The organism is Streptomyces sp. NPDC104814, assembly GCF_055583185.1.
The window spans coordinates 249,044-273,593 of record NZ_JBVJOL010000005.1; the positions used below are offsets into that span (position 1 = coordinate 249,044).

Here is a 24,550-nt window from a genome sequence, read left to right on the forward strand (position 1 = left end):
CAGCCCCGGTGGAAAGCGCTCCCACACTCCCCTGTAGCATGCCGCGCACCTATACGTGTCATGTCCATCTAGGGCTCCCGCGGGGGCCGTTCAGGGGTGGGAAACAACTTGAGATCGGGACGTCGAGCACGTCGTACGGCCGCGAGCCGGGCGCGGCGCACAGCCGCCGGGGCCGCCCTGGGCATCGCCGCGATTCTGGGCATCCAGTCCATCGCGAACGGCGCCGTCTTCGGGAGCGGGAACGACCAGGCGCGTCAGCCGAGTGTGTACAGCGCGCGAGGGAAGGAGCACGGCCCCGTCCGCACCGCCGTGCACAAGCTCGCGCTGACCGACCAGGGCCACGGCGAGGCGGTCCTGTCGAAGAGGGACACCGACCGCTTCGCCCTCATGGGCGTCTCCTGGACGGACCCCAGGGCGAAGATCCAGGGCACCATCCAGGCACGCGCCCGCAACGCCGAGACCGGCGAGTGGACCGCGTGGCAGAACCTCACGCCGTACCCGGCGCTGCTCGACGGCAACCGGGCCGGCGCGCGCGGCTCCACCGAGCCGGTCTGGGTGGACGCCTCCGACGGCGCCGAGGTCCGCGTGACCGACGGCGCCCGCAACGGCAAGCTTCCCGCCGGCCTGCGCCTCGACCTGGTCGACCCGGGCACCGCCACCGCGGGCAGGACCCCGGGCGGCCTGGACGCCGAGCCCGCGGCCTTCGCGCAGGACACCACGCCGCCCACGACGCCTCCGACGACGCCCGGCCCGCCCTCCACGGCCCCGCAGCCGACGATCGTCTCGCGGGCCGGGTGGGGCGCGGACGAGAGCATCAGCCCCGAGGCGCCGGAATACCTGCCGGGCGGCCAGATCAAGGCCGCGTTCGTGCACCACACCGCGGACGCCACGCCCTACGACTGCTCCGAGTCCGCGGCGATCATCCGGGGCATCTACACGTACCACGTGAAGTCGAACGGCTGGAAGGACATCGGCTACAACTTCCTGGTCGACAAGTGCGGCACCCTCTTCGAGGGCCGCAAAGGCGGGATCGACCAGCCGGTGTACGGGGCCCACACCTACGGCTGGAACTCCCAGTCGACGAGCGTGGCCTTCCTCGGCGACTACACCCAGGTGAACCCGTCGGACGCGTCGCTGGTCGCCGCCTCCCGGCTCATCGCCTACAAGCTCGGGCAGTACGGCGTCGACCCGTCCGGCACGACCCTGCTGAACTCCGGTGCCACGCAGAAGAACTACTTCGGCACCTCCTACGAGCTGGGCAAGGACTACACGTTCAACACCGTCTCCGGGCACCGTGACGGCTACGCCACCGAGTGCCCCGGCAACCTGCTGTACGGGCAGCTGGGCACCATCCGCAGCTATGCGAGCGGCACGGTCCAGAACCTGGCGATCACCTCGGTGGGCGGCGAGGCCACGAAGGCCGGCAGCGGCTACCAGACGTACGGCCCGGCCACGGTCAACTGGTCCACGAGCACGCAGACCCCGCTGATCTACAAGTTCGAGGTGCTGGTCGACGGCCAGGTCGCCACCTGGAGCTGGGGTCATGTCCGCAGCGCGACGCTCACCCTGAACGGCTACGGCGACCACACGGTGGCGATCCGCGCCACCCACACCTCCGGCAAGGTCACGACGTCGGCACCGGTCACCGTGACCGTGCCCGGCCCGAAGACCTTCAAGCCGGTCACCCCGACCCGCCTGATGGACACCCGGTACGGCACGGGCGTGGCGAAGGCCAAGGTCGGCCCCGGCGGTGAGGTGGTCCTCGACGTCACCGGCAACAGCGTGGTGCCGTCCACCGGCGTCGGCGCGGTCGTCCTGAACGTCACGGCCACCAACGCCACGTCGACCAGCTATGTGTCGGTCTACCCGAACGGCACCGACCGCACGTCCGCGTCGAACCTGAACTTCACCGCCGGGAAGACGATCCCGAACCTGGTGACCGTCCCGGTCGTCGACGGCAAGGTGCGGTTCTACAACCACGCCGGCTCGGTCGACCTGATCGCCGACGTCACCGGCTACTACGCCACCGACACCAGCGGCTCGACCCACGTCAGCCACGGCCCGCTGCGGCTGATGGACACGCGGTACGGCACCGGCGCGCCCAAGGCCAAGGTCGGCCCGCAGGGCGTGGTGAGCCTCCAGGTCGCCGGCGTCCAGGGCGTGCCGTCCTCCGGTGTGACCGCGGTCGTCCTGAACGTGACGGCGACGAACCCGACCTCGTCGAGCTTCGTGTCGGTCTACCCGGACGGCACGGCCCGCACCTCGGCGTCCAACCTGAACTTCACCGCCGGCCAGACGATCCCCAACCTGGTGATCGTCCCGGTCGTGAACGGCAAGGTGGACTTCTACAACCAGTGGGGTTCGGTCGACCTGCTCGCCGACATCACCGGTTATTTCACCTCCGGCACCGAGGGCGCCCAGCACATCAACCTGGGCCCGAAGCGGCTGATGGACACCCGGTACGGCATCGGCGTCCCGAAGGCCCCGGTGGGCCCGCAGGGCGTGGTCTCCCTCCCGGTGGCCGGTGTCCAGGGCGTCCCGGCGTCGGGGGTGACGGCCGTGGTCCTGAACGTGACGGCGACGAATCCGACCTCGTCGAGCTTCGTGTCGGTCTACCCGGACGGCACGGCGCGCACCTCGGCGTCCAACCTGAACTTCACGCCGGGCCTGACGATCCCCAACCTGGTGATCGTCCCGGTCGTGAACGGCAAGGTGGACTTCTACAACCAGTGGGGTTCGGTCGACCTGATCGCCGACATCACGGGGTACTTCACGAAGTGATGTGATCACGCCGCTGACCGGCTGCCGGGGTGGGTTTCCTGGCAGTCGCGGCAGTAGGTGCCGGGGTGAGGGGTGCGAATCGCGCGTTCGCACCCCTCACAGCTGTACAGGGGCAGGCGTCCGGCCGGCCGGGGATGCTCGGCAGGAGGCGGTTCGGGGGGCGCCGGAGGAGGGAGCAGCGCGGTCAGACGATGGGCGAGCAGGGCCGCCGGGTTGCGCAATGGCTCGTGGGGGAGGTTCGCGGTCAGCGCGTGGCGTACCGCCTCGGGCCGCGCGCCCCGCTCCAGCCAGGTGGCGACGGCCGGGGCGAGATGCCGGACGGCGCGCTCGGAGAGCAGCAGGCGGGGGTCGCGGCGGTGGAGGGTGGCGAGGAGGTCCGTGGCGGCGCGGTGACGGTCGGGGTCGGGGCCTTGCGGCTCAGGGAGCGGAGGCGGCGCGGGCCTCTCCGGTGCCTCGGCCGCGCAGGCGGCGGCGGGCGCGGGGGCCGGGGGCGGCGGGGGAGCGGGGGTCCGCTGTGGCGGCGGTGGTGGGGGCGGTGGCGGTGGCGGTGTCTCGGGGGCGGGGGGTTCGTCGGTGACGGGCCGGTTGTACGACACCGTGCGCGTGACGATCCGGCCGTTCGGGAGCTGCACGCGGGTACGGGCCAGATAGCCGTGTGCCTCCAGCTCGCGCAGGGCCGCGGCGATACGGGTCTCGCCCTCCGGGAAGCGGGCCGTGAGCGCCTTGATGCCGACCGGGGCACCGGAGGGCAGCGACTGGATGTGAGTCGCGAGGCCGATCGCGGTGAGGCTCAGCTCGCCGTGCTGCGCGAGATGGTTGCCGACGACCGTGAAGCGTTCGGTGTGCGGCGAGTTGAGGTGGGTGATGCCGCGCGGATTCGGCGGCTCGGCGCACGGGGGCGCGCTAAAGTGCTCGGTACCCATCGGGAAGTTGTTGCCTTCCTCGGTGGTCAGGCCCTCGATCGGGATGCCAGTCCCGGCCGGGGGCCGTCGCATGTCTTCGGTTGTGGTCGCGGCGAGCATATGCCTTCGAACTGGGCGGAAATCCAGCTCAGTTGGTGAAGACCACTCGTGCGGGTGACGGGGGTCCGCAGGGGGGACGGCGGGGTGGGGTGGGGTTTGGTCGGTACTTTCCCCCGGGTTCTTTAAAGCATTGACCTCGCGCTGCTCCGGGTGGCGGCTCACCGGGTCGGGACCGTTCGCGATGCGGTGCTCCCCGTCCCGATCTCCGCCCAGACGGTCTTGCGCGGGAAGCGTTCCTCCCGCACACCCCAGCGGTCCGCGAGCGCCTCCACGAGGAGCAGCCCCCGCCCGGACTCGGCGCTCTCCTCCGGGCACCGCAGCTCCGGCAGGCGCTCACCGCGTGTGTCCGTCACCTCGATGCGCAGCGTGCCGCCGACGACGTACAGCGTCAGCCGGAAGTTGCGCCCGGGGACGCGGCCGTGCGTGGCCGCGTTGGCCGCCAGCTCGGCCACCAGCTGGTTCGCGGGCTCGCAGGGCAGCCCCCAGCGGCGCAGCTGTGTGTCGGCGAGCAGCCGGGCGAGGCGGGCGCCGCGCGCGGTGGACGACAGCAGCACGCTGAAGTGCGGTACGGCGTGGGGGAGTTCGGTGCCGGACTCGGCGATTTCCTGATTCACGTCACTCAGCGTGGCGGTTTCTGCCTACCGTGAGGAGTGACGGGGCGGTTGCGTACGGTCACTGTCCGGTGCTTGTCCGGTGCTGTCTTGGCTGTCCGCGCGGTTCCCACGGGTAGGGCGCCGACGTACGGCGCGGGAACGGGACGACGGAGGGGCGCGGATGTCCGTGGACGGCGAGGCGGTACGGCTCAAGGGCGAGGCGGACGAGCCGGGTTGGGAAGTGGACCCGGACGACGAGTGGGGCGTGGCCGTCATCGCCACGGTCGGGCGGCAGCTGAAGCTGCGCCGGGAGGCGGCCGGGCTGCGGGCCGGTGAGTTCGGCAGGCTCATCGGCTACAGCGAAGACATGGTGTACAAGATCGAGGCCGGGAAGCGGATCCCGCGCCAGGACTACCTGGCCGCGGCCGACCAGGTGCTGAACGCCGGCGGACTCATCGCGGCGACCTGGGAGGACGTGAAGAAGGTCCGCTACCCGAAGCGGGTCCGCGAGCTGGCGAAGCTGGAAGCCCAGGCGGTGGAGATCGGGGTGTACGAGTGCAACAGCGTCCACGGGCTGTTGCAGACACCGGATCACGCGCGGGCGGTCATCGGGGCGGCCCAGCCGCCCTACTCGCCGGACGAAGTCGAACGCATGGTGGCTGCTCGGCTCGCCCGGCAGTCGGTCTTCGAGCGCGACCCGGCACCGTCGATCCACTTCGTGCTGGAAGAAGGGGTCCTTCGGCGTCCCCTCGGGGGCACAATGGCCTGGCGTCACCAGCTCGAACGGCTGTTGGAGGTGGGCCGGTTGCACCACGTCGTGCTTCAGGTGATGCCGATGGACTGCGACACCCACTCGGGGCTGGACGGCCGGATCGAACTGCTGAAGTTCGCGGACGGGACGGCCGTGGGCCGCTCCGACGGCGCGTTCAACGGCCGCCCGACGCATGATCCAAAGCACCTGCGCATCCTTGAGCTGCGGTATGGCACCATCCGGGCTCAGGCGCTCTCGCCCAGGGAGTCGCTGGCCTTCGTCGAGACACTGCTGGGAGAAACATGATCCGCAAGACCACGGCCGGGGACGCATCCGAGCTGGCGTGGTTCAAGAGCAGCTACAGCAGCGGCAACGACGGCAACTCCTGCGTCGAGGTCGCCCACGCTCCCGGTACCGTGCATGTGCGTGACTCCAAGCACATCGCCGGTCCCCGGCTGGCCCTCACGGAGAGCGCCTGGGCGGATTTTGTGAGCTACGCCACGCAGGGCTGACCGTGGAGCGCGCCCCGGGTTTGACCTGCGTCACCCCCGGGGTAATCTCTTCGGCTCGATTGGCATCCGGCCTGCCCCTTATGGCAGACTGTCGGAGTTGCTCGGTCGAGTGTTGATGCTGCGCGCCTCCCGCCGGGAGGACCGGAAGCGAGTCCCACAGTACTCGTCGCCCTAACTGCCCTCGGGCAGCGCTGGGGCGGACGTACGGGAATCTTCCGGGAAGTGTGGTGCGGCACTGGCCAGGCACCCGGTGAACCTCTTCCCCAGGACAAGGGATGTTCGAACAAGGGACATCTGTGTCAGCGGGAGTGCGACACGCCCGACCGCGTGGGTCGGCGGAAGTCAAGGGAACACCAGGTTCCAGAGCTGTAGAGAGACAGGACTACTGAGTAGCCATGGCGGGACAGAAGATCCGCATCCGGCTCAAGGCCTACGACCACGAGGTCATCGACTCCTCGGCGAAGAAGATCGTCGAGACGGTGACCCGCACTGGTGCGTCGGTCGCGGGCCCGGTGCCGCTGCCCACTGAGAAGAACGTGTACTGCGTCATCAAGTCGCCGCACAAGTACAAGGACTCGCGCGAGCACTTCGAGATGCGCACGCACAAGCGCCTGATCGACATCCTCGACCCGACCCCCAAGACCGTTGACTCTCTGATGCGACTCGACCTCCCGGCCGGTGTCGACATCGAGATCAAGCTCTGAGGCTGGTGGGCTGAGAATGGCTAAGCAGATCAAGGGCATCCTGGGCGAGAAGCTCGGCATGACGCAGGTGTGGGACGAGAACAACCGTGTTGTTCCGGTCACCGTCGTCAAGGCCGGCCCCAACGTCGTCACCCAGGTCCGTACGAACGACGTCGACGGCTACGAGTCGGTCCAGATCGCCTTCGGCGAGATCGACCCGCGCAAGGTGAACAAGCCCCTCAAGGGTCACTTCGCCAAGGCCGACGTCACCCCCCGCCGCCACCTCGTCGAGATCCGTACCGCTGACGCCAGCGAGTACACCCTCGGCCAGGAGATCACCGCCGAGGTGTTCGAGGCCGGCGTGAAGGTCGACGTCACCGGCAAGAGCAAGGGCAAGGGCTTCGCCGGTGTCATGAAGCGCCACAACTTCCGTGGCCTCGGCGCCGGACACGGCACCCAGCGCAAGCACCGCTCGCCCGGTTCCATCGGTGGCTGCGCCACCCCGGGCCGCGTGTTCAAGGGCCTCCGCATGGCGGGTCGCATGGGCAACGAGCGGGTCACCACCCAGAACCTGACCGTCCACGCCGTTGACGCGGAGAAGGGTCTGCTGCTCATCAAGGGCGCGGTTCCCGGTCCGAACGGCGGCCTCGTCCTGGTCCGCACCGCGGCCAAGGGGGCCTGAGGTAACCGATGAGCACTGTTGACATCCTTTCGCCGGCTGGCGACAAGGCCGGTTCCGTCGAGCTCCCCGCGGAGATCTTCGACGCCAAGGTCAGCGTTCCGCTGATCCACCAGGTCGTCGTCGCGCAGCTGGCCGCTGCCCGCCAGGGCACGCACAAGACCAAGACCCGCGGTGAAGTCCGTGGTGGCGGCAAGAAGCCGTACCGCCAGAAGGGCACCGGTCGCGCCCGCCAGGGTTCGACCCGCGCGCCGCAGTTCGCCGGTGGTGGCGTCGTGCACGGTCCCGTGCCGCGTGACTACTCGCAGCGGACCCCGAAGAAGATGAAGGCCGCCGCCCTGCGCGGTGCCCTCACCGACCGGGCGCGTCACAACCGCATCCACGTCGTCGCCGGCGTGGTCGAGGGTGCGATCTCCACGAAGGCCGCGAAGAGCCTGTTCGGCAAGATCTCGGAGCGCAAGAACCTGCTCCTGGTCGCCGAGCGCTCCGACGAGGCCGCGTGGCTGTCCGCCCGCAACCTGCCCCAGGTCCACATCCTGGAGCCGGGCCAGCTGAACACGTACGACGTTCTCGTCTCGGACGACGTGGTCTTCACCCAGGCCGCTTTCGAGTCCTTCGTGTCTGGCCCCAAGGCCGCTGACACCGAAGGGAGCGAGGCCTGATGGCTATCCGTCACCCCGCTATCGCCTCGAAGGCCGCCAAGGCCGCCAAGGCCGCGCGCGTCGCCAAGGCGCGTCGCCACGCCACCGAGGGCAAGAACACCGTCGAGACCCCGCTGAGCAAGTCGTACACGGACCCCCGTGACGTCCTGCTGAAGCCGGTCGTCTCCGAGAAGAGCTACGCGCTCCTCGACGAGAACAAGTACACGTTCATCGTCGACCCGAACGCCAACAAGACCCAGATCAAGCAGGCCGTCCAGGCGGTCTTCTCGGTCAAGGTCACCGGGGTCAACACGATCAACCGCCAGGGTAAGCGCAAGCGGACCCGCACCGGCTTCGGCCAGCGCGCGGCGACCAAGCGCGCGATCGTGACCCTCGCCGAGGGCGACCGTATCGACATCTTCGGCGGTCCGACCGCGTAAGCGGGTCGGATCGTCCGATATCGGACGAGGACTGAGAAATGGGAATCCGCAAGTACAAGCCGACTACGCCGGGCCGTCGTGGCGCCAGCGTTGCCGACTTCGTCGAGGTCACGCGGTCCACGCCGGAGAAGTCGCTGGTCCGCCCGCTGCACAGCAAGGGCGGCCGTAACAACGCCGGTCGTGTGACCGTCCGCCACCAGGGCGGTGGCCACAAGCGCGCCTACCGAGTGATCGACTTCCGTCGTCACGACAAGGACGGCGTGCCGGCGAAGGTCGCGCACATCGAGTACGACCCGAACCGTACGGCGCGCATCGCCCTCCTGCACTACGCGGACGGCGAGAAGCGCTACATCCTGGCCCCCCGTGGGCTGAACCAGGGTGACCGGATCGAGAACGGCCCCGGTGCCGACATCAAGCCCGGTAACAACCTGGCGCTGCGCAACATCCCGGTCGGTACGACGATCCACTCCGTGGAGCTTCGTCCGGGCGGCGGCGCCAAGTTCGCCCGCTCCGCCGGTGCCTCCGTGCAGCTGCTCGCGAAGGAGGGCTCGATGGCCCACCTCCGCATGCCCTCCGGTGAGATCCGCCTGGTCGACCAGCGCTGCCGCGCCACGGTCGGCGAGGTCGGCAACGCCGAGCAGAGCAACATCAACTGGGGCAAGGCCGGCCGCAAGCGCTGGCTGGGCGTCCGCCCGACCGTTCGCGGTGTGGCGATGAACCCGGTTGACCACCCCCACGGTGGTGGTGAGGGCAAGACCTCCGGTGGTCGCCACCCGGTCAGCCCCTGGGGTCAGAAGGAAGGTCGTACTCGTTCGCCGAAGAAGGCTTCGAACAAGTACATCGTCCGCCGCCGCAAGACGAACAAGAAGCGCTAGGAGCGGGTTTAGATGCCGCGCAGTCTCAAGAAGGGGCCCTTCGTCGACGACCACCTCATCAAGAAGGTGGACGCCCAGAACGAAGCCGGCACCAAGAACGTCATCAAGACCTGGTCCCGCCGCTCCATGATCGTCCCGGCGATGCTGGGCCACACGATCGCGGTGCACAACGGCAAGACCCACATCCCGGTGTTCGTCACCGAGTCGATGGTCGGCCACAAGCTCGGCGAGTTCTCGCCGACGCGCACCTTCCGGGGTCACGTCAAGGAAGACCGGAAGTCGAAGCGCCGCTAGTAGCGGATCGCATTCAGACACGTAAGTAACTGAAGGGACAACCATGGAAGCCAGGGCCCAGGCGCGGTACATCCGCGTCACGCCCATGAAGGCCCGCCGCGTGGTGGACCTCATCCGTGGCATGGACGCCACGGAGGCCCAGGCCGTCCTGCGATTCGCTCCGCAGGCCGCCTCGGTGCCGGTGGGCAAGGTGCTGGACAGCGCCATCGCCAACGCCGCGCACAACTACGACCACACCGACGCCGACAGCCTCTACATCTCCGAGGCCTACGTCGACGAGGGCCCGACCCTGAAGCGGTTCCGCCCGCGTGCCCAGGGCCGCGCCTACCGGATCCGCAAGCGGACCAGCCACATCACCGTGGTCGTCAGCAGCAAGGAAGGAACCCGGTAATGGGCCAGAAGGTAAACCCGCACGGGTTCCGGCTCGGTGTCACGACCGACTTCAAGTCGCGTTGGTACGCCGACAAGCTGTACAAGGACTACGTCAAGGAAGACGTCGCCATCCGTCGGATGATGACGTCCGGCATGGAGCGCGCCGGCATCTCGAAGGTTGAGATCGAGCGCACCCGTGACCGCGTGCGTGTGGACATCCACACCGCTCGTCCGGGCATCGTCATCGGCCGCCGTGGCGCCGAGGCCGACCGCATCCGCGGTGACCTCGAGAAGCTCACGGGCAAGCAGGTCCAGCTGAACATCCTCGAGGTCAAGAACCCCGAGACCGACGCTCAGCTGGTTGCCCAGGCCGTCGCCGAGCAGCTCTCCTCCCGCGTCTCCTTCCGCCGCGCCATGCGTAAGAGCATGCAGTCGGCGATGAAGGCCGGCGCCAAGGGCATCAAGATCCAGTGCGGTGGCCGCCTCGGTGGCGCCGAGATGTCCCGCTCGGAGTTCTACCGCGAGGGCCGTGTGCCCCTGCACACGCTCCGCGCGAACGTGGACTACGGCTTCTTCGAGGCCAAGACGACCTTCGGCCGCATCGGCGTGAAGGTCTGGATCTACAAGGGCGACGTGAAGAACATCGCCGAGGTCCGCGCCGAGAACGCTGCGGCCCGTGCGGGTAACCGCCCGGCCCGTGGCGGCGCCGACCGCCCGGCCCGCGGTGGCCGTGGTGGCGAGCGTGGCGGGCGCGGTCGCAAGCCGCAGCAGGCTGCCGGCGCCGAGGCCCCCAAGGCCGAGGCTCCCGCGTCCGCTCCGGCTGAGAGCACCGGAACGGAGGCCTGACCGAAATGCTGATCCCCCGTAGGGTCAAGCACCGCAAGCAGCACCACCCGAAGCGCAACGGTATGTCCAAGGGTGGGACGCAGGTTGCGTTCGGCGAGTACGGCATCCAGGCGCTGACCCCGGCCTACGTGACGAACCGCCAGATCGAGGCGGCCCGTATCGCGATGACCCGCCACATCAAGCGTGGCGGCAAGGTCTGGATCAACATCTACCCGGACCGTCCCCTCACCAAGAAGCCGGCCGAGACCCGCATGGGTTCCGGTAAGGGTTCGCCGGAGTGGTGGATCGCGAACGTCAAGCCCGGACGTGTGATGTTCGAGCTGTCGTACCCCAACGAGAAGATCGCCCGTGAGGCGCTGACTCGTGCGGCCCACAAGCTGCCGATGAAGTGCCGGATCGTCAAGCGCGAGGCAGGTGAAGCGTGATGTCGGCCGGTACCAAGGCGTCCGAGCTGCGCGAGCTGGGCAACGAGGAGCTTCTGGCGAAGCTCCGCGAGGCCAAGGAAGAGCTGTTCAACCTCCGCTTCCAGGCGGCGACGGGTCAGCTCGAGAACCACGGTCGGCTCAAGGCCGTCCGTAAGGACATCGCGCGGATCTACACCCTGATGCGTGAGCGCGAGCTGGGCATCGAGACGGTGGAGAGCGCCTGATGAGCGAGAGCAACGTGACTGAGAACACCGAGGCACGCGGATTCCGCAAGACCCGTGAGGGTCTGGTCGTCAGCGACAAGATGGACAAGACCGTCGTCGTCGCCGTCGAGGACCGTGTCAAGCACGCGCTGTACGGCAAGGTCATCCGCCGTACGAACAAGCTCAAGGCCCACGACGAGCAGAACGCTGCGGGCGTCGGCGACCGCGTCCTCCTCATGGAGACCCGGCCGCTGTCCGCGACGAAGCGCTGGCGCGTCGTCGAGATCCTCGAGAAGGCCAAGTAATCCCTCGTAGGGGGACCCCCTACGCATCGTTCCGCCAGGCTCGGCAGGGGTTTCGTGAAGGAACCCCTGCCGGGAACCGGCAGACATCCAGGAGATAGACGTGATCCAGCAGGAGTCGCGACTGCGTGTCGCCGACAACACTGGTGCGAAGGAGATCCTTTGCATCCGTGTGCTCGGTGGCTCCGGTCGCCGCTACGCGGGCATCGGTGACGTCATCGTCGCCACCGTCAAGGACGCGATCCCCGGTGGCAACGTGAAGAAGGGTGACGTCGTCAAGGCGGTCATCGTTCGCACCGTCAAGGAGCGCCGCCGTCCGGACGGCTCGTACATCCGCTTCGACGAGAACGCCGCCGTCATTCTGAAGAACGACGGCGACCCTCGCGGCACCCGCATCTTCGGCCCGGTCGGGCGTGAGCTGCGCGAGAAGAAGTTCATGAAGATCATCTCGCTGGCTCCGGAGGTGCTGTAAGCATGAAGATCAAGAAGGGCGACCTGGTCCAGGTCATCACCGGCAAGGACAAGGGCAAGCAGGGCAAGGTCATTGCCGCTTACCCGCGCGAGGAGCGCGTCCTGGTCGAGGGTGTCAACCGGGTCAAGAAGCACACGAAGGCCGGCCCCACCGCCGGCGGTTCGCAGGCCGGTGGCATCGTCACGACCGAGGCCCCGATCCACGTCTCCAACGTCCAGCTGGTCGTGGAGAAGGACGGTCAGAAGGTCGTCACGCGTGTCGGCTACCGCTTCGACGACGAGGGCAACAAGATCCGCGTTGCCAAGCGGACGGGTGAGGACATCTGATGGCTACCACCACGACTCCGCGTCTGAAGACGAAGTACCGCGAGGAGATCGCGGGCAAGCTGCGTGACGAGTTCAAGTACGAGAACGTCATGCAGGTTCCCGGCCTCGTCAAGATCGTGGTCAACATGGGTGTGGGCGACGCCGCCCGCGACTCCAAGCTGATCGAGGGCGCCATCCGCGACCTCACCACGATCACCGGTCAGAAGCCGGCCGTCACCAAGGCCCGCAAGTCCATCGCGCAGTTCAAGCTGCGTGAGGGTCAGCCGATCGGTGCCCACGTCACGCTCCGTGGCGACCGCATGTGGGAGTTCCTGGACCGCACCCTGTCGCTCGCGCTGCCGCGCATCCGCGACTTCCGCGGCCTGTCCCCCAAGCAGTTCGACGGCCGTGGCAACTACACCTTCGGTCTCACGGAGCAGGTCATGTTCCACGAGATCGACCAGGACAAGATCGACCGTGTCCGGGGTATGGACATCACCGTGGTCACCACGGCGACCAACGACGAAGAGGGCCGCGCGCTCCTCCGTCACCTCGGCTTCCCGTTCAAGGAGGCGTGAGCGAGATGGCGAAGAAGGCTCTCATCGCGAAGGCTGCTCGCAAGCCCAAGTTCGGTGTGCGTGGCTACACCCGCTGCCAGCGCTGCGGCCGTCCCCACTCCGTGTACCGCAAGTTCGGCCTGTGCCGCGTGTGCCTTCGTGAGATGGCTCACCGTGGCGAGCTGCCGGGCGTGACCAAGAGCTCCTGGTAATCCCCTAGTTAGGGATACCTGGACCTCTCGGTAAGCAACCGGGACGGCAGAGGCCCCCGCTCTCATGGCTTAGGCTAGGAGGGTTGGGCCTCTGCCGCCCTGAACGACTTACTACGCCGTAGGTCCCCGCACCGCACCCGTCCCGTCCATGTATGGGGAGAGGGATGGCGCATATAGGAAACCCCGGCGAGAAAGGCCACAGGCCAATTCATGACCATGACTGATCCGATCGCAGACATGCTGACGCGTCTGCGGAACGCGAACGCGGCTTACCACGACTCCGTGTCGATGCCGCACTCCAAGATCAAGTCTCACATCGCGGAGATCCTCCAGCAGGAGGGCTTCATCACCGGCTGGAAGGTCGAGGACGCCGAGGTCGGCAAGAACCTCGTGCTCGACCTGAAGTTCGGCCCGAACCGTGAGCGCTCCATCGCGGGCATCAAGCGGATCTCGAAGCCCGGCCTCCGGGTCTACGCGAAGTCCACCAACCTGCCGAAGGTGCTCGGCGGCCTCGGCGTGGCGATCATCTCCACGTCTCACGGCCTGCTCACCGACAAGCAGGCGCAGAAGAAGGGCGTGGGTGGGGAAGTCCTCGCCTACGTCTGGTAACGGAAGGGAACGGAGGAAACAGCTATGTCGCGTATCGGCAAGCTCCCCATCCCGGTTCCCGCCGGCGTGGACGTCACCATCGACGGCCGTACGGTCAAGGTCAAGGGCCCCAAGGGCGAGCTGACCCACACCATCGTCGCGCCGATCGACATCGCTAAGGGCGAGGACGGCACCCTCCAGGTGCTCCGCCCGAACGACGAGCGGCAGAGCAAGGCCCTGCACGGCCTGTCCCGCACGCTGGTGGCGAACATGATCACCGGTGTGACCCAGGGATACGTCAAGAAGCTCGAGATCAGCGGTGTCGGTTACCGAGTGACTGCCAAGGGCTCGAACCTCGAGTTCGCGCTGGGCTACAGCCACCCGATCACCGTCGAGGCCCCCGAGGGCATCACCTTCAAGGTGGAGACCCCGACCCGTTTCTCGGTCGAGGGCATCGACAAGCAGAAGGTCGGCGAGGTTGCGGCCAACATCCGCAAGCTGCGCAAGCCCGACCCGTACAAGGCCAAGGGCGTCAAGTACGAGGGCGAAGTCATCCGCCGCAAGGTCGGAAAGGCGGGTAAGTAAGCCATGGCATACGGACAGAAGATCCTCAAGGGCGACGCTTACAAGCGTGCTGCTATCAAGCGTCGTCACCTTCGGATCCGCAAGAAGGTCTCCGGTACTGCGGAGCGTCCCCGCCTGGTCGTGACCCGCTCCAACCGTCACATCGTGGCGCAGGTGATCGACGACCTGAAGGGCCACACCCTGGCGTCGGCGTCCACCCTGGACAGCTCGATCCGCGGTGCCGAGGGCGACAAGTCCGCCCAGGCCAAGCAGGTCGGCGCCCTGGTCGCCGAGCGTGCCAAGGCCGCCGGTGTCGAGGCCGTCGTGTTCGACCGTGGTGGCAACCAGTACGCCGGGCGCATCGCTGCCCTGGCGGACGCCGCCCGCGAGGCCGGGCTCAAGTTCTGAGCCGCCGTAGCTAGCGGAAAAAGAGAGAGGTAATCCAATGGCTGGACCCCAGCGCCGCGGGAGCGGTGCCGGTGGCGGCGAGCGGCGGGACCGGAAGGGCCGTGACGGCGGCGCTGCTGCCGCCGAGAAGACCGCGTACGTCGAGCGCGTCGTCGCGATCAATCGTGTCGCCAAGGTTGTGAAGGGTGGTCGTCGCTTCAGCTTCACCGCGCTGGTCGTGGTGGGCGACGGTGACGGCACCGTGGGTGTCGGTTACGGCAAGGCCAAGGAGGTGCCGGCCGCCATCGCCAAGGGTGTGGAGGAGGCCAAGAAGCACTTCTTCAAGGTCCCCCGTATCCAGGGCACCATCCCGCACCCGATCCAGGGTGAGAAGGCTGCCGGCGTCGTGCTGCTCAAGCCGGCTTCGCCGGGTACCGGTGTTATCGCCGGTGGTCCCGTGCGTGCCGTCCTCGAGTGCGCCGGCGTTCACGACATCCTGTCGAAGTCGCTCGGCTCCGACAACGCCATCAACATCGTGCACGCGACGGTGGAGGCCCTGAAGGGTCTGCAGCGCCCCGAGGAGATCGCGGCCCGCCGTGGTCTGCCGCTCGAGGACGTCGCCCCCGCGGCCCTGCTGCGTGCGCGTGCCGGGGCGGGTGCGTAATCATGGCGCAGCTCAAGATCACGCAGGTCAAGTCCTACATCGGCAGCAAGCAGAACCACCGTGACACCCTGCGGTCGCTTGGTCTCAAGGGGATCAACACCGTGGTCGTCAAGGAGGACCGCCCCGAGTTCCGCGGCATGGTGCACACCGTCCGCCACCTCGTGACGGTCGAGGAGGTCGACTGATCATGGCGGAGAACAACCCGCTCAAGATCCACAACCTCCGTCCCGCCCCGGGCGCCAAGACCGCCAAGACCCGTGTCGGTCGTGGTGAGGCGTCGAAGGGTAAGACGGCCGGTCGTGGTACCAAGGGCACCAAGGCCCGCTACCAGGTTCCGGAGCGCTTCGAGGGTGGGCAGATGCCCCTCCACATGCGCCTCCCGAAGCTGAAGGGCTTCAAGAACCCGTTCAAGACCGAGTACCAGGTCGTGAACCTCGACAAGCTGGCCGCGCTCTACCCCGAGGGTGGCGAGGTCACGGTCGAGGGTCTCGTGGCCAAGGGTGCCGTGCGCAAGAACAGCCTCGTCAAGGTCCTCGGCCAGGGCGAGATCTCCGTGGCGCTGCAGGTGACGGTCGACGCCGTCTCCGGCTCCGCCAAGGAGAAGATCACCGCCGCCGGCGGTACGGTCACCGAGCTCGTCTGAGCCTGATGACGTAACACGTCAACCGGGGATACTCCACAATTGGGGTATCCCCGGTTGGTCGTTCCTAGGGGAGCAGTGTCGCCGGTAAGGTGGCGTCCACTGTTTCTTTTCGTATTCGTCGAACCTCAAGACCGCCCTTCGACGCAGTTGCGCGGGGGTCGCAGGAGGCACCGTGCTCACCGCGTTCGCCCGGGCGTTCAAGACGCCCGACCTGCGCAAGAAGCTGCTCTTCACGCTCGGCATCATCGTGGTCTACCGGGTCGGTACCCACATCCCGATTCCCGGCGTGGACTACAAGTCCGTCCAGCAGTGTGTGGACGAGGCGTCCGGCAACCAGGGCCTCTTCGGTCTGGTCAACATGTTCAGTGGCGGTGCGCTGCTGCAGATCACGGTCTTCGCGCTCGGCATCATGCCGTACATCACGGCGAGCATCATCCTGCAGCTGCTGACCGTGGTGATCCCGCGCCTGGAGGCCCTCAAGAAGGAGGGCCAGGCCGGCACGGCCAAGATCACGCAGTACACGCGCTATCTGACCATCGCGCTGGCCATCCTGCAGGGCACCGGCCTGGTGGCCACCGCCCGCAGCGGCGCCCTGTTCAACGGCTGCACCGTCGCGTCGCAGATCGTTCCCGACCGGGCCATCTTCTCCACCATCACCATGGTCATCTGCATGACCGCCGGTACGGCCGTCGTCATGTGGCTGGGTGAGCTGATTACCGACCGCGGCATCGGCAACGGCATGTCGATCCTGATGTTCATCTCGATCGCCGCGACCTTCCCGTCCGCCCTGTGGTCCATCAAGAAGTCCGGCAACCTGGCCGGCGGCTGGATCGAGTTCGGGACGGTGATCCTGGTCGGCCTGATCATGGTCGGGCTCGTGGTCTTCGTGGAGCAGGCTCAGCGCCGCATCCCCGTCCAGTACGCGAAGCGGATGATCGGCCGCCGTTCCTACGGCGGTACGTCGACGTACATCCCGCTGAAGGTGAACCAGGCGGGTGTGATTCCCGTCATCTTCGCCTCGTCGCTGCTCTACATTCCGGCGCTGATCGCGCAGTTCGCCGGGGGCAACTCCGGGTGGAAGACCTGGGTTCAGCAGAACCTGGTGAAGGGCGACCACCCGATTTACATCACCTTGTACTTCTTGCTCATCGTGTTCTTCGCGTTCTTCTATGTGGCGATCTCCTTCAACCCCGAGGAAGTCGCCGACAACATGAAGAAGTATGGTGGCTTCATCCCGGGCATCCGGGCTGGCCGACCGACCGCTGAGTACCTCTCGTACGTGCTCAACCGGATCACCTGGCCGGGTTCGCTGTACTTGGGTCTGATCGCTCTTGTGCCGACGATGGCGTTGGTGGGCTTCGGGGCAAGCCAGAACTTCCCGTTCGGCGGGACCAGCATCCTGATCATCGTGGGTGTCGGTCTCGAGACGGTGAAGCAGATCGAGAGCCAGCTCCAGCAGCGCAATTACGAAGGGTTCCTCCGCTGATGCGAATCGTCCTCGTCGGGCCGCCGGGTGCCGGAAAGGGTACGCAGGCCACGCGCCTTGCCGAGCGCCTGCGCGTCCCGCACATCTCCACGGGCGACCTCTTCCGCGCCAACATCAGCCAGCAGACGGAGCTCGGGAAGCTCGCGAAGTCCTACATGGACGCCGGCAACCTCGTCCCCGACGAGGTCACCATCGCGATGGCGAAGGACCGCATGGAGCAGCCGGACGCCGAGAACGGTTTCCTGCTGGACGGTTTCCCGCGCAATGTCTCGCAGGCCGAGGCGCTGGACGAACTGCTGAACACCGAGAACATCAAGCTGGACGCGGTACTCGACCTCGAAGCCCCCGAGGACGAGGTCGTGAAGCGCATCGCCGGCCGTCGCATCTGCCGCAACGACTCGGCGCACGTCTTCCACGTGACGTACAAGAAGCCGGCCAAGGAAGGCGTCTGCGACGTCTGCGGCGGCGAGCTGTACCAGCGTGACGACGACACCGAGGAGACGGTGCGCACGCGGCTGGAGGTCTACCACACGCAGACCGAGCCGATCATCGACTACTACAAGTCCCAGGGCCTGGTCGTCACGATCTCGGCCATGGGTGAGGTGGACGAGGTCACCCAGCGCGCGCTCGGTGCGCTGAAGCGTGAGGACGACGGCCAGTAGCCGTCGGTCCGCAGCCGGCCGTGGCGCCCTGGGGGGCGTCACGGCCGTACTGTTGTGTTGGTAACCGGTTGACGTGAGTGACGGAGAGCGCAGGCCCCCCATGGTGCAGATCAAGACGCCCGAGCAGATCGCGAAGATGCGTGCGGCGGGTCTGGTCGTCGCCGCCATCCACAAGGCCACCCGCGAGGCGGCGGTGCCGGGCGCCACGACCAAGGACCTGGACGAGGTCGCGCGCAAGGTGCTCGCCGAGCACGGCGCCAAGCCGAACTTCCTCGGGTACGGGGGTTTCCCCGCGACGATCTGCACGTCCGTCAACGAGGTCGTCGTCCACGGCATCCCTTCGGATGATGTCGTGCTGAAGGACGGCGACATCATCTCCATCGACTGCGGCGCGATCGTCGACGGCTGGCACGGCGACGCCGCGTACACCGCGTTCGTGGGTTCCGGCCACGCCCCGGAGCTGGTCGAGCTGTCCCGGGTGACCGAAGAGTCGATGTGGGCGGGCATCGCCGCGATGAAGCTCGGCAACCGGCTCGTGGACATCTCCCGCGCGATCGAGACGTACATCCGCCGCCAGCCCAAGCCCGGCGGCGGCCGCTACGGGATCATCGAGGACTACGGCGGCCACGGCATCGGCACCGAGATGCACATGGACCCGCACCTGCTGAACTACGTCGAGAAGCGCCGCGGCAAGGGCCCCAAGCTGGTGCCCGGTTTCTGCCTGGCGATCGAGCCGATGGTGTCCCTCGGCACACCGAAGACCGAGGTCCTCTCCGACGACTGGACGGTCATCACGACCGACGGCACCTGGTCCTCCCACTGGGAGCACTCCGTCGCCCTGACGGAAGAGGGCCCCCTGGTCCTGACGTCCCCCGACGGCGGCAAGTCGAAGCTGGCCGAGTACGGCGTGACGGTGGCCCCGGACCCGCTGGGCTGAGCCGCGGCGGAGGATCGGGCGGGACTGCCGGGCCGAGTTCCGCCCCTCTTGCATGACGATCTCCCTCGTAGGGCAGACTTCCTCGTTTCGCCTTTTCGGGTGTGCTGACGTAGACTGACTCGTCGGCTCTGGTGCACCCGCATGTCCGCATGCTTACAAACGGTGCTCACCGGAGTCGATCAAGGTAGTCGATTCGAAGGGCGAAGCGTGGCCAAGAAGCAAGGTGCCATCGAGATCGAGGGCACTGTCGTCGAGTCTCTTCCGAACGCCATGTTCAAGGTCGAGCTCCAGAACGGCCACCAGGTCCTGGCACACATCAGCGGCAAGATGCGTATGCACTACATCCGCATCCTCCCTGACGACCGGGTCGTGGTGGAGCTGTCTCCGTACGACCTGACGCGTGGCCGGATCGTCTACCGGTACAAGTAGATCTTGCCCAAGCCCTGTGCCCTCTCTGAGCACGGGGTCGCCGGCAACTGACCCGGAGAACCTCACATCCCATGAAGGTCAAGCCGAGCGTCAAGAAGATCTGCGACAAGTGCAGGGTGATCCGCCGTCACGGCCGGGTCATGATCATCTGCGAGAACCCGCGCCACAAGCAGCGCCAGGGCTGATCGCACACGATCGCACCCTCTGCATCTGACATCGCAGAGTTTTCGCGCGACGCGAGCTGAATTTGTTCATACGCAGGACCCAGGCGGGGCTTCCTTCCGTCTGACACCCCCGGCTCGGAGGCCGGGGACCCAGTTCGTACCTGATACGGCGGCTGGGAACCGGTCCTGTGGAAGACCTCCGAAGATCACCAGGAGCCATTGAATGGCACGCGTTTCCGGTGTCGACATCCCGCGCGAAAAGCGCGTGGAGATCGCCCTGACCTACGTGTTCGGCATCGGCCGGACGCTCTCGAAGGAGACGCTGGCCGCGACCGGCGTCGACCCGAACACCCGTGTTCGGGACCTGACCGAAGAGCAGCTGGTCGCGATCCGCGAGTACGTCGACAACAACATCAAGACCGAGGGTGACCTCCGTCGCGAGATCCAGGCCGACATCCGCCGCAAGGTCGAGATCGGTACCTACCAGGGTCTCCGTCACCGTCGCGGTCTGCCCGTCCGCGGTCAGCGCACCAGCACCAACGCTCGTACCCGCAAGGGCCCGCGTCGCGCCATCGCCGGCAAGAAGAAGCCGGGCAAGAAGTAGTCCGCAGCGGACCTCTGTCCACGGTCTTCGCTGTAGGACCGACCACCTCCCGTAGGAGTTAGTAGATGCCCCCCAAGGGTCGTCAGGGCGCTGCCAAGAAGGTGCGCCGCAAGGAAAAGAAGAACGTCGCTCACGGCCACGCGCACATCAAGAGCACGTTCAACAACACGATCGTCTCCATCACGGACCCGTCGGGCAACGTGATCTCCTGGGCCTCCGCCGGCCACGTCGGCTTCAAGGGCTCCCGGAAGTCCACGCCGTTCGCCGCGCAGATGGCCGCCGAGTCGGCTGCCCGCCGCGCCCAGGAGCACGGCATGCGCAAGGTCGACGTGTTCGTGAAGGGCCCGGGTTCCGGTCGTGAGACCGCGATCCGCTCCCTGCAGGCCACGGGCCTCGAGGTCGGCTCCATCCAGGACGTCACCCCGACCCCGCACAACGGCTGCCGTCCGCCGAAGCGCCGTCGCGTCTGACCTCGCTTCGCAGGGCTTGTCGGGCGGTACGGCTCCTTCGCGTCGTGCCGCCCGTACCCTTGCATTACCCGCGCTTTTCACCGGGCGCGGTTTCCGTCGGGCGTCAAATAGCGGGCGTCCACGAGAGAAGGATCTGATCCACACATGCTGATCGCTCAGCGTCCCTCGTTGACCGAAGAGGTCGTCGACGAGTTCCGCTCCCGGTTCGTGATCGAGCCGCTGGAGCCGGGCTTCGGTTACACCCTCGGCAACTCCCTCCGCCGTACGCTCCTCTCCTCGATCCCGGGTGCCGCCGTCACCTCGATCCGGATCGACGGTGTCCTGCACGAGTTCACCACCGTGCCGGGCGTCAAGGAGGACGTCACCGACCTGATCCTCAACATCAAGCAGCTGGTCGTCTCCTCGGAGCACGACGAGCCGGTCGTGATGTACCTGCGCAAGCAGGGCCCGGGTCTGGTCACCGCCGCCGACATCGCGCCCCCGGCCGGTGTCGAGGTGCACAACCCCGACCTCGTCCTCGCCACGCTCAACGGCAAGGGCAAGCTGGAGATGGAGCTGACCGTCGAGCGCGGTCGCGGCTACGTCTCCGCCGTGCAGAACAAGCAGGCGGGCCAGGAGATCGGCCGTATCCCGGTCGACTCCATCTACTCGCCGGTGCTGAAGGTCACGTACAAGGTCGAGGCCACGCGTGTCGAGCAGCGCACCGACTTCGACAAGCTGATCGTCGACGTCGAGACCAAGCAGGCGATGCGTCCGCGTGACGCCATGGCCTCCGCCGGCAAGACCCTGGTCGAGCTGTTCGGTCTCGCCCGCGAGCTGAACATCGACGCCGAGGGCATCGACATGGGTCCGTCCCCGACGGACGCCGCGCTGGCCGCCGACCTGGCGCTGCCGATCGAGGAGCTGGAGCTCACCGTTCGGTCGTACAACTGCCTCAAGCGCGAGGGCATCCACTCTGTGGGTGAGCTCGTCGCCCGTTCCGAGGCCGACCTGCTGGACATCCGCAACTTCGGTGCGAAGTCCATCGACGAGGTCAAGGCGAAGCTGGCCGGCATGGGCCTGGCCCTGAAGGACAGCCCGCCCGGATTCGACCCCACGGCCGCCGCCGACGCCTTCGGCGCCGACGACGACGCGGACGCGGGTTTCGTGGAGACCGAGCAGTACTGATCGGTCGTTGCCGGTGAGCATCCGCTCATCGGGTTCCTGACCCCGGTACCTGACACGGCCGGGGCAGACACACAGGAGAAAAATCATGCCGAAGCCCGCCAAGGGTGCCCGTCTGGGCGGCAGCGCCGCGCACGAGAAGCTGCTCCTCGCGAACCTCGCGAAGAGCCTCTTCGAGCACGGCCGCATCACCACCACCGAGGCGAAGGCCCGCCGCCTGCGCCCGTACGCCGAGCGTCTGGTCACCAAGGCGAAGAAGGGCGACCTTCACAACCGCCGTCAGGTGCTCCAGGTGATCACGGACAAGAGCGTCGTCCACACGCTCTTCACCGAGATCGGCCCGCGCTACGAGAACCGCCCGGGTGGCTACACCCGCATCACCAAGATCGGTAACCGCCGTGGCGACAACGCGCCCATGGCTGTCATCGAGCTGGTCGAGGCGCTGACGGTGCAGCAGAACGCCGTGGGTGAGGCCGAGGCCGCGACGAAGCGCGCGGTCAAGGAGGCCGAGGAGGCCAAGGCCGAGTCGACCGAGGCCACCGAGGCCCCGGCCGAGCCCGCCGCGGAAGCGGCTGAGGAAGACGGCAAGGACGCCTGAGGCTCTGCCTGACGTCTTCAAGAGCGGGCCCGTTCCTTTCGAGGAGCGGGCCCGTTCTCGTGTTGCTGAGAGGATCTGTACGTGAGTGATGAAGCAGCGCCCGGTTACGTCCGTGTCCGCCTCGACCTGTCCTACGACGGCACCGACTTCTCCGGATGGGCCAAGCAGGCCGGTGGACGGCGCACCGTGCAGGGGGAGATCGAGGACGCGCTGCGGACCGTCACCCGCTCCCGGGAGACGTACGAGCTGACCGTCGCCGGCCGCACCGACGCCGGGGTGCACGCGCGCGGGCAGGTGGCGCACGTGGACCTGCCCGAGGACGTCTGGCGCGAACACCACGAGAAGCTGCTCAAGCGGCTCGCCGGGCGGCTGCCGAAGGACGTCCGCGTGTGGGCGCTGCGGCCGGCACCGAGCGGTTTCAACGCCCGGTTCTCCGCGGTCTGGCGGCGCTATGCCTACCGGGTGACGGACAACCCCGGTGGGGTCGACCCGCTGCTGCGCAACCACGTCCTGTGGCACGACTGGCCGCTCGACGTCGACGCCATGAACGAGGCCGCGCGGGGGCTGCTGGGGGAGCACGACTTCGCCGCGTACTGCAAGAAGCGGGAGGGCGCGACGACCATCCGCACCCTGCAGGAGCTGAGCCTTTCGCGGGGCGCCGACGGGATCATCACGGCCACCGTGCGGGCCGACGCCTTCTGCCACAACATGGTGCGGTCGCTGATCGGGGCGCTGCTGTTCGTGGGCGACGGGCACCGGGGGCCCGAGTGGCCGGCGAAGGTGCTGGCCGCGGGGGTGCGGGACTCCGCGGTGCATGTGGTGCGACCGCACGGGCTGACGCTGGAGGAGGTCGGGTATCCGGCGGATTCGCTGCTCGCGGAGCGGAGTCGGGAGGCCCGTAACAAGCGCAGCCTGCCCCTGCGGGGCGGCTGCTGCTAGGGACCCCGCGACGCCGGGATGATCCAAACGACAGGCCCTAGGGCCGTGCCGGGTTCTGTCGTCTGCCGGGTGCTACGCCGTCGTGGCTGGTCGCGCAGTTCCCCGCGCCCCTGAGCGCGGTACTCGTCCCGCGTGTTCCCTCGCGCAGGGCGTCGGGGGCGCCGACAAGCGCACGCTGTACGGGGCTATCTGCGCGCCGCAGGCGATGCGGACCCCCGCCGGGAGTTCGTTGCCCTCTTCGACGTGGGCGCCGTCGCCGATGACCGCCCCGGCCAGGGACGTATGGGGGCCCACGTGGGCGTGGCGGCCCACGGCCGAGGCGTGGACGATGGCGCCGGGGGCGATGTGGGCGCCGGTCATCACCACGCTGCCCTCCACGACCGCGCCCTCGTCGATCACCGCGCCGGGGGAGACGACCGTGCCGCCGCTGAGCAGCGCGGCGGGGTGGACGCGGGCGCCGGGCAGGACCAGGGCGTCACCGGGCGGGCCGGGCAGCGCGGGGGAGGTGACGCGGCCGCGGACCAGGTCGGCCGAGCCCTGGACGAAGGCGGCGGGCGTGCCGAGGTCGAGCCAGTAGGTGTCGTCCACCACGCCGCGCAGGTGGGCGTCGGCCGCCAGCAGGCCGGGGAACGTCTCGCGTTCCACGGAGACGACCCGGTCCGGCGGGATGCGGTCGATGACCGAGCGGGTGAAGACGTAGCAGCCGGCGTTGATCTGGTCGGTGATGATCTCTTCCGGGGTCTGCGGCTTCTCCAGGAACGCGGTGACGCGGCCGCCCTCGTCGGTCGGGACCAGGCCGAAGGCGCGCGGGTCGCCGACCCGCTTCAGCTGGAGGGTGACGTCCGCGCCGGTGACCCGGTGGTGGGCGCGCAGGGCGGCGATGTCGACGCCGGAGAGGATGTCGCCGTTGAGGACGAGCACCGGGTCGCGGGGCGCGCTGCGCAGGCGCCGGGCCGCGTTGCGGATGGCTCCGCCGGTGCCGAGGGCGCTCTCCTCGGTGACGTACTCCAGCTCCAGGCCCAGCCGCGCGCCGTTGCCGTACTCCGCCTCGAAGAGTTCCGCGAGGTAGGAGGTGGCGAGGATGACGCGGGTGACACCCGCGGCGGCGGCCCGCGCCAGCTGGTGCGTGAGGAACGGCACCCCGGCGACGGGCAGCAGCGGCTTGGGGATGTGGCTGGTCAGGGGGCGCAGCCGGGTGCCCTGACCCCCCACGAGCAGGATCGCTTCGGACATGATCCCCGATGCTGGCACGCGTGCCGGGGCCGGGAAACGGCTGCGCAGGAGCT

At 67.9% G+C, this 24,550-nt stretch carries 37 protein-coding genes; 34 read left to right on the top strand and 3 right to left on the bottom strand.

What is annotated here, in order from left to right; all coding sequences use genetic code 11:
* The first annotated feature begins 108 nt into the window (after positions 1-108).
* Entirely contained in the window at positions 109-2,781 is a 2,673-nt protein-coding gene (locus tag ACZ64A_RS19485; RefSeq protein ID WP_469811651.1) for a peptidoglycan recognition protein family protein, read from the top strand.
* Between the two features lie 5 nt (positions 2,782-2,786).
* Here the strand turns inward: ACZ64A_RS19485 and ACZ64A_RS19490 are convergent, their stop codons facing one another.
* A complete protein-coding gene (locus tag ACZ64A_RS19490; RefSeq protein WP_469811906.1) occupies positions 2,787-3,704 on the bottom strand; it encodes a helix-turn-helix domain-containing protein in 918 nt (305 codons plus the stop codon).
* A gap of 257 nt (positions 3,705-3,961) precedes the next feature.
* Positions 3,962-4,426: an ATP-binding protein gene (locus ACZ64A_RS19495; RefSeq protein WP_469811907.1), complete on the bottom strand. Its 465-nt coding sequence runs from the start codon at positions 4,424-4,426 to the stop codon at positions 3,962-3,964.
* A 151-nt stretch (positions 4,427-4,577) separates the two neighbouring features.
* Between ACZ64A_RS19495 and ACZ64A_RS19500 the strand changes: the two genes are divergently transcribed.
* From ACZ64A_RS19500 to truA, 33 genes are all read left to right on the top strand, one after another.
* Complete coding sequence (locus ACZ64A_RS19500) at positions 4,578-5,453, top strand: helix-turn-helix domain-containing protein (RefSeq protein ID WP_469811653.1); 876 nt, start codon at positions 4,578-4,580, stop codon at positions 5,451-5,453.
* Positions 5,450-5,659 (top strand): DUF397 domain-containing protein, encoded by a 210-nt coding sequence (locus tag ACZ64A_RS19505; RefSeq protein WP_469811654.1) that lies wholly within the window; start codon positions 5,450-5,452, stop codon positions 5,657-5,659. The genes ACZ64A_RS19500 and ACZ64A_RS19505 overlap by 4 nt, the downstream gene beginning before the upstream one ends.
* A gap of 395 nt (positions 5,660-6,054) precedes the next feature.
* The gene (gene rpsJ / locus ACZ64A_RS19510; protein WP_003948644.1) at positions 6,055-6,363 is read left to right on the top strand and encodes a 30S ribosomal protein S10; all 309 of its coding nucleotides are present in this window, start codon (positions 6,055-6,057) and stop codon (positions 6,361-6,363) included.
* A gap of 16 nt (positions 6,364-6,379) precedes the next feature.
* A complete protein-coding gene (gene rplC, locus ACZ64A_RS19515; RefSeq protein ID WP_014674369.1) occupies positions 6,380-7,024 on the top strand; it encodes a 50S ribosomal protein L3 in 645 nt (214 codons plus the stop codon).
* Between the two features lie 8 nt (positions 7,025-7,032).
* Positions 7,033-7,683 carry a 50S ribosomal protein L4 gene (gene rplD / locus ACZ64A_RS19520; protein WP_361630565.1) on the top strand — a complete coding sequence of 217 codons (651 nt, stop codon included), beginning with the start codon at positions 7,033-7,035 and terminating at the stop codon, positions 7,681-7,683.
* The gene (gene rplW, locus ACZ64A_RS19525; protein WP_469811656.1) at positions 7,683-8,102 is read left to right on the top strand and encodes a 50S ribosomal protein L23; all 420 of its coding nucleotides are present in this window, start codon (positions 7,683-7,685) and stop codon (positions 8,100-8,102) included. The genes rplD and rplW overlap by 1 nt, the downstream gene beginning before the upstream one ends.
* 38 nt (positions 8,103-8,140) lie before the next feature.
* The gene (rplB, locus tag ACZ64A_RS19530; protein ID WP_366841128.1) at positions 8,141-8,977 is read left to right on the top strand and encodes a 50S ribosomal protein L2; all 837 of its coding nucleotides are present in this window, start codon (positions 8,141-8,143) and stop codon (positions 8,975-8,977) included.
* 12 nt (positions 8,978-8,989) lie between these two features.
* Positions 8,990-9,271 carry a 30S ribosomal protein S19 gene (gene rpsS / locus ACZ64A_RS19535; protein WP_004984529.1) on the top strand — a complete coding sequence of 94 codons (282 nt, stop codon included), beginning with the start codon at positions 8,990-8,992 and terminating at the stop codon, positions 9,269-9,271.
* A gap of 43 nt (positions 9,272-9,314) precedes the next feature.
* On the top strand, positions 9,315-9,662 hold the full coding sequence (gene rplV / locus ACZ64A_RS19540; RefSeq protein ID WP_019329637.1) for a 50S ribosomal protein L22: 348 nt from the start codon (positions 9,315-9,317) through the stop codon (positions 9,660-9,662).
* Positions 9,662-10,489, top strand: coding sequence for a 30S ribosomal protein S3 (gene rpsC / locus ACZ64A_RS19545; RefSeq protein WP_116148545.1), 828 nt, complete (start codon positions 9,662-9,664; stop codon positions 10,487-10,489). The genes rplV and rpsC overlap by 1 nt, the downstream gene beginning before the upstream one ends.
* Positions 10,490-10,494: 5 nt before the next feature.
* Positions 10,495-10,914 (top strand): 50S ribosomal protein L16, encoded by a 420-nt coding sequence (rplP, locus tag ACZ64A_RS19550; RefSeq protein ID WP_009190136.1) that lies wholly within the window; start codon positions 10,495-10,497, stop codon positions 10,912-10,914.
* Positions 10,914-11,138: a 50S ribosomal protein L29 gene (rpmC, locus tag ACZ64A_RS19555; RefSeq protein WP_003974259.1), complete on the top strand. Its 225-nt coding sequence runs from the start codon at positions 10,914-10,916 to the stop codon at positions 11,136-11,138. The genes rplP and rpmC overlap by 1 nt, the downstream gene beginning before the upstream one ends.
* Positions 11,138-11,422, top strand: coding sequence for a 30S ribosomal protein S17 (rpsQ, locus tag ACZ64A_RS19560; protein WP_014674375.1), 285 nt, complete (start codon positions 11,138-11,140; stop codon positions 11,420-11,422). Before rpmC ends, rpsQ begins: the two co-directional genes overlap by 1 nt.
* Positions 11,423-11,522: 100 nt before the next feature.
* A complete protein-coding gene (gene rplN / locus ACZ64A_RS19565; protein ID WP_003998823.1) occupies positions 11,523-11,891 on the top strand; it encodes a 50S ribosomal protein L14 in 369 nt (122 codons plus the stop codon).
* Between the two features lie 2 nt (positions 11,892-11,893).
* Positions 11,894-12,217: a 50S ribosomal protein L24 gene (gene rplX / locus ACZ64A_RS19570; protein ID WP_190181494.1), complete on the top strand. Its 324-nt coding sequence runs from the start codon at positions 11,894-11,896 to the stop codon at positions 12,215-12,217.
* Positions 12,217-12,774: a 50S ribosomal protein L5 gene (gene rplE / locus ACZ64A_RS19575; RefSeq protein WP_014674377.1), complete on the top strand. Its 558-nt coding sequence runs from the start codon at positions 12,217-12,219 to the stop codon at positions 12,772-12,774. Before rplX ends, rplE begins: the two co-directional genes overlap by 1 nt.
* A gap of 5 nt (positions 12,775-12,779) precedes the next feature.
* On the top strand, positions 12,780-12,965 hold the full coding sequence (locus ACZ64A_RS19580; RefSeq protein WP_003948630.1) for a type Z 30S ribosomal protein S14: 186 nt from the start codon (positions 12,780-12,782) through the stop codon (positions 12,963-12,965).
* A 210-nt stretch (positions 12,966-13,175) separates the two neighbouring features.
* Complete coding sequence (gene rpsH, locus ACZ64A_RS19585; protein WP_361630554.1) at positions 13,176-13,574, top strand: 30S ribosomal protein S8; 399 nt, start codon at positions 13,176-13,178, stop codon at positions 13,572-13,574.
* A gap of 24 nt (positions 13,575-13,598) precedes the next feature.
* Positions 13,599-14,138 carry a 50S ribosomal protein L6 gene (gene rplF, locus ACZ64A_RS19590; RefSeq protein WP_361630551.1) on the top strand — a complete coding sequence of 180 codons (540 nt, stop codon included), beginning with the start codon at positions 13,599-13,601 and terminating at the stop codon, positions 14,136-14,138.
* 3 nt (positions 14,139-14,141) lie between these two features.
* Positions 14,142-14,525, top strand: a complete 384-nt coding sequence (gene rplR, locus ACZ64A_RS19595; protein WP_366841123.1) for a 50S ribosomal protein L18 — start codon at positions 14,142-14,144, stop codon at positions 14,523-14,525.
* Between the two features lie 37 nt (positions 14,526-14,562).
* Positions 14,563-15,168, top strand: coding sequence for a 30S ribosomal protein S5 (gene rpsE, locus ACZ64A_RS19600; protein WP_030201551.1), 606 nt, complete (start codon positions 14,563-14,565; stop codon positions 15,166-15,168).
* 2 nt (positions 15,169-15,170) lie between these two features.
* Entirely contained in the window at positions 15,171-15,353 is a 183-nt protein-coding gene (rpmD, locus tag ACZ64A_RS19605; protein WP_003998814.1) for a 50S ribosomal protein L30, read from the top strand.
* A gap of 2 nt (positions 15,354-15,355) precedes the next feature.
* The gene (gene rplO, locus ACZ64A_RS19610; RefSeq protein ID WP_067018996.1) at positions 15,356-15,811 is read left to right on the top strand and encodes a 50S ribosomal protein L15; all 456 of its coding nucleotides are present in this window, start codon (positions 15,356-15,358) and stop codon (positions 15,809-15,811) included.
* A 172-nt stretch (positions 15,812-15,983) separates the two neighbouring features.
* Entirely contained in the window at positions 15,984-17,297 is a 1,314-nt protein-coding gene (secY, locus tag ACZ64A_RS19615; RefSeq protein ID WP_361630543.1) for a preprotein translocase subunit SecY, read from the top strand.
* Complete coding sequence (locus ACZ64A_RS19620) at positions 17,297-17,959, top strand: adenylate kinase (RefSeq protein ID WP_469811660.1); 663 nt, start codon at positions 17,297-17,299, stop codon at positions 17,957-17,959. Before secY ends, ACZ64A_RS19620 begins: the two co-directional genes overlap by 1 nt.
* A 100-nt stretch (positions 17,960-18,059) precedes the next feature.
* Positions 18,060-18,896 carry a type I methionyl aminopeptidase gene (gene map / locus ACZ64A_RS19625; RefSeq protein WP_469811908.1) on the top strand — a complete coding sequence of 279 codons (837 nt, stop codon included), beginning with the start codon at positions 18,060-18,062 and terminating at the stop codon, positions 18,894-18,896.
* A 207-nt stretch (positions 18,897-19,103) separates the two neighbouring features.
* Positions 19,104-19,325, top strand: coding sequence for a translation initiation factor IF-1 (infA, locus tag ACZ64A_RS19630; protein WP_003948620.1), 222 nt, complete (start codon positions 19,104-19,106; stop codon positions 19,323-19,325).
* A 71-nt stretch (positions 19,326-19,396) separates the two neighbouring features.
* Positions 19,397-19,510, top strand: coding sequence for a 50S ribosomal protein L36 (rpmJ, locus tag ACZ64A_RS19635; protein ID WP_004984509.1), 114 nt, complete (start codon positions 19,397-19,399; stop codon positions 19,508-19,510).
* 202 nt (positions 19,511-19,712) lie between these two features.
* Positions 19,713-20,093 (top strand): 30S ribosomal protein S13, encoded by a 381-nt coding sequence (rpsM, locus tag ACZ64A_RS19640; RefSeq protein ID WP_067240336.1) that lies wholly within the window; start codon positions 19,713-19,715, stop codon positions 20,091-20,093.
* A 65-nt stretch (positions 20,094-20,158) separates the two neighbouring features.
* On the top strand, positions 20,159-20,563 hold the full coding sequence (rpsK, locus tag ACZ64A_RS19645; RefSeq protein ID WP_003956432.1) for a 30S ribosomal protein S11: 405 nt from the start codon (positions 20,159-20,161) through the stop codon (positions 20,561-20,563).
* Between the two features lie 144 nt (positions 20,564-20,707).
* Positions 20,708-21,730 (top strand): DNA-directed RNA polymerase subunit alpha, encoded by a 1,023-nt coding sequence (locus tag ACZ64A_RS19650; protein WP_024755423.1) that lies wholly within the window; start codon positions 20,708-20,710, stop codon positions 21,728-21,730.
* An 85-nt stretch (positions 21,731-21,815) separates the two neighbouring features.
* The gene (gene rplQ, locus ACZ64A_RS19655; protein ID WP_469811662.1) at positions 21,816-22,325 is read left to right on the top strand and encodes a 50S ribosomal protein L17; all 510 of its coding nucleotides are present in this window, start codon (positions 21,816-21,818) and stop codon (positions 22,323-22,325) included.
* 81 nt (positions 22,326-22,406) lie between these two features.
* The gene (gene truA / locus ACZ64A_RS19660; protein WP_469811663.1) at positions 22,407-23,264 is read left to right on the top strand and encodes a tRNA pseudouridine(38-40) synthase TruA; all 858 of its coding nucleotides are present in this window, start codon (positions 22,407-22,409) and stop codon (positions 23,262-23,264) included.
* A gap of 72 nt (positions 23,265-23,336) precedes the next feature.
* On the opposite strand, the gene manB is transcribed toward truA, so the two are convergent.
* The gene (gene manB / locus ACZ64A_RS19665; RefSeq protein WP_469811665.1) at positions 23,337-24,497 is read right to left on the bottom strand and encodes a mannose-1-phosphate guanylyltransferase; all 1,161 of its coding nucleotides are present in this window, start codon (positions 24,495-24,497) and stop codon (positions 23,337-23,339) included.
* Between the last annotated feature and the right edge of the window lie 53 nt (positions 24,498-24,550).

Excerpts from the sequence above, each read along its gene's own strand:
- rpsH (WP_361630554.1), top strand. The coding sequence starts at position 13,176 with ATGACCATGACTGATCCGATCGCAGACATGCTGACGCGTCTGCGGAAC.
- ACZ64A_RS19500 (WP_469811653.1), top strand. The coding sequence starts at position 4,578 with ATGTCCGTGGACGGCGAGGCGGTACGGCTCAAGGGCGAGGCGGACGAG.
- rpsK (WP_003956432.1), top strand. The coding sequence starts at position 20,159 with ATGCCCCCCAAGGGTCGTCAGGGCGCTGCCAAGAAGGTGCGCCGCAAG.
- rplW (WP_469811656.1), top strand. The coding sequence starts at position 7,683 with ATGGCTATCCGTCACCCCGCTATCGCCTCGAAGGCCGCCAAGGCCGCC.
- rpmC (WP_003974259.1), top strand. The coding sequence starts at position 10,914 with ATGTCGGCCGGTACCAAGGCGTCCGAGCTGCGCGAGCTGGGCAACGAG.
- rplD (WP_361630565.1), top strand. The coding sequence starts at position 7,033 with ATGAGCACTGTTGACATCCTTTCGCCGGCTGGCGACAAGGCCGGTTCC.
- ACZ64A_RS19490 (WP_469811906.1), bottom strand. The coding sequence starts at position 3,704 with ATGGGTACCGAGCACTTTAGCGCGCCCCCGTGCGCCGAGCCGCCGAAT.
- rplQ (WP_469811662.1), top strand. The coding sequence starts at position 21,816 with ATGCCGAAGCCCGCCAAGGGTGCCCGTCTGGGCGGCAGCGCCGCGCAC.
- rpsM (WP_067240336.1), top strand. The coding sequence starts at position 19,713 with ATGGCACGCGTTTCCGGTGTCGACATCCCGCGCGAAAAGCGCGTGGAG.
- rpsE (WP_030201551.1), top strand. The coding sequence starts at position 14,563 with ATGGCTGGACCCCAGCGCCGCGGGAGCGGTGCCGGTGGCGGCGAGCGG.
- rpmJ (WP_004984509.1), top strand. The coding sequence starts at position 19,397 with ATGAAGGTCAAGCCGAGCGTCAAGAAGATCTGCGACAAGTGCAGGGTG.
- rpsJ (WP_003948644.1), top strand. The coding sequence starts at position 6,055 with ATGGCGGGACAGAAGATCCGCATCCGGCTCAAGGCCTACGACCACGAG.
- map (WP_469811908.1), top strand. The coding sequence starts at position 18,060 with ATGGTGCAGATCAAGACGCCCGAGCAGATCGCGAAGATGCGTGCGGCG.
- rplO (WP_067018996.1), top strand. The coding sequence starts at position 15,356 with ATGGCGGAGAACAACCCGCTCAAGATCCACAACCTCCGTCCCGCCCCG.
- rpmD (WP_003998814.1), top strand. The coding sequence starts at position 15,171 with ATGGCGCAGCTCAAGATCACGCAGGTCAAGTCCTACATCGGCAGCAAG.
- ACZ64A_RS19620 (WP_469811660.1), top strand. The coding sequence starts at position 17,297 with ATGCGAATCGTCCTCGTCGGGCCGCCGGGTGCCGGAAAGGGTACGCAG.
- rplB (WP_366841128.1), top strand. The coding sequence starts at position 8,141 with ATGGGAATCCGCAAGTACAAGCCGACTACGCCGGGCCGTCGTGGCGCC.
- rplC (WP_014674369.1), top strand. The coding sequence starts at position 6,380 with ATGGCTAAGCAGATCAAGGGCATCCTGGGCGAGAAGCTCGGCATGACG.
- ACZ64A_RS19650 (WP_024755423.1), top strand. The coding sequence starts at position 20,708 with ATGCTGATCGCTCAGCGTCCCTCGTTGACCGAAGAGGTCGTCGACGAG.
- rplX (WP_190181494.1), top strand. The coding sequence starts at position 11,894 with ATGAAGATCAAGAAGGGCGACCTGGTCCAGGTCATCACCGGCAAGGAC.
- rpsS (WP_004984529.1), top strand. The coding sequence starts at position 8,990 with ATGCCGCGCAGTCTCAAGAAGGGGCCCTTCGTCGACGACCACCTCATC.
- manB (WP_469811665.1), bottom strand. The coding sequence starts at position 24,497 with ATGTCCGAAGCGATCCTGCTCGTGGGGGGTCAGGGCACCCGGCTGCGC.
- rplR (WP_366841123.1), top strand. The coding sequence starts at position 14,142 with ATGGCATACGGACAGAAGATCCTCAAGGGCGACGCTTACAAGCGTGCT.
- rpsC (WP_116148545.1), top strand. The coding sequence starts at position 9,662 with ATGGGCCAGAAGGTAAACCCGCACGGGTTCCGGCTCGGTGTCACGACC.
- rplP (WP_009190136.1), top strand. The coding sequence starts at position 10,495 with ATGCTGATCCCCCGTAGGGTCAAGCACCGCAAGCAGCACCACCCGAAG.
- rpsQ (WP_014674375.1), top strand. The coding sequence starts at position 11,138 with ATGAGCGAGAGCAACGTGACTGAGAACACCGAGGCACGCGGATTCCGC.
- ACZ64A_RS19505 (WP_469811654.1), top strand. The coding sequence starts at position 5,450 with ATGATCCGCAAGACCACGGCCGGGGACGCATCCGAGCTGGCGTGGTTC.
- rplV (WP_019329637.1), top strand. The coding sequence starts at position 9,315 with ATGGAAGCCAGGGCCCAGGCGCGGTACATCCGCGTCACGCCCATGAAG.
- ACZ64A_RS19580 (WP_003948630.1), top strand. The coding sequence starts at position 12,780 with ATGGCGAAGAAGGCTCTCATCGCGAAGGCTGCTCGCAAGCCCAAGTTC.
- rplF (WP_361630551.1), top strand. The coding sequence starts at position 13,599 with ATGTCGCGTATCGGCAAGCTCCCCATCCCGGTTCCCGCCGGCGTGGAC.
- rplE (WP_014674377.1), top strand. The coding sequence starts at position 12,217 with ATGGCTACCACCACGACTCCGCGTCTGAAGACGAAGTACCGCGAGGAG.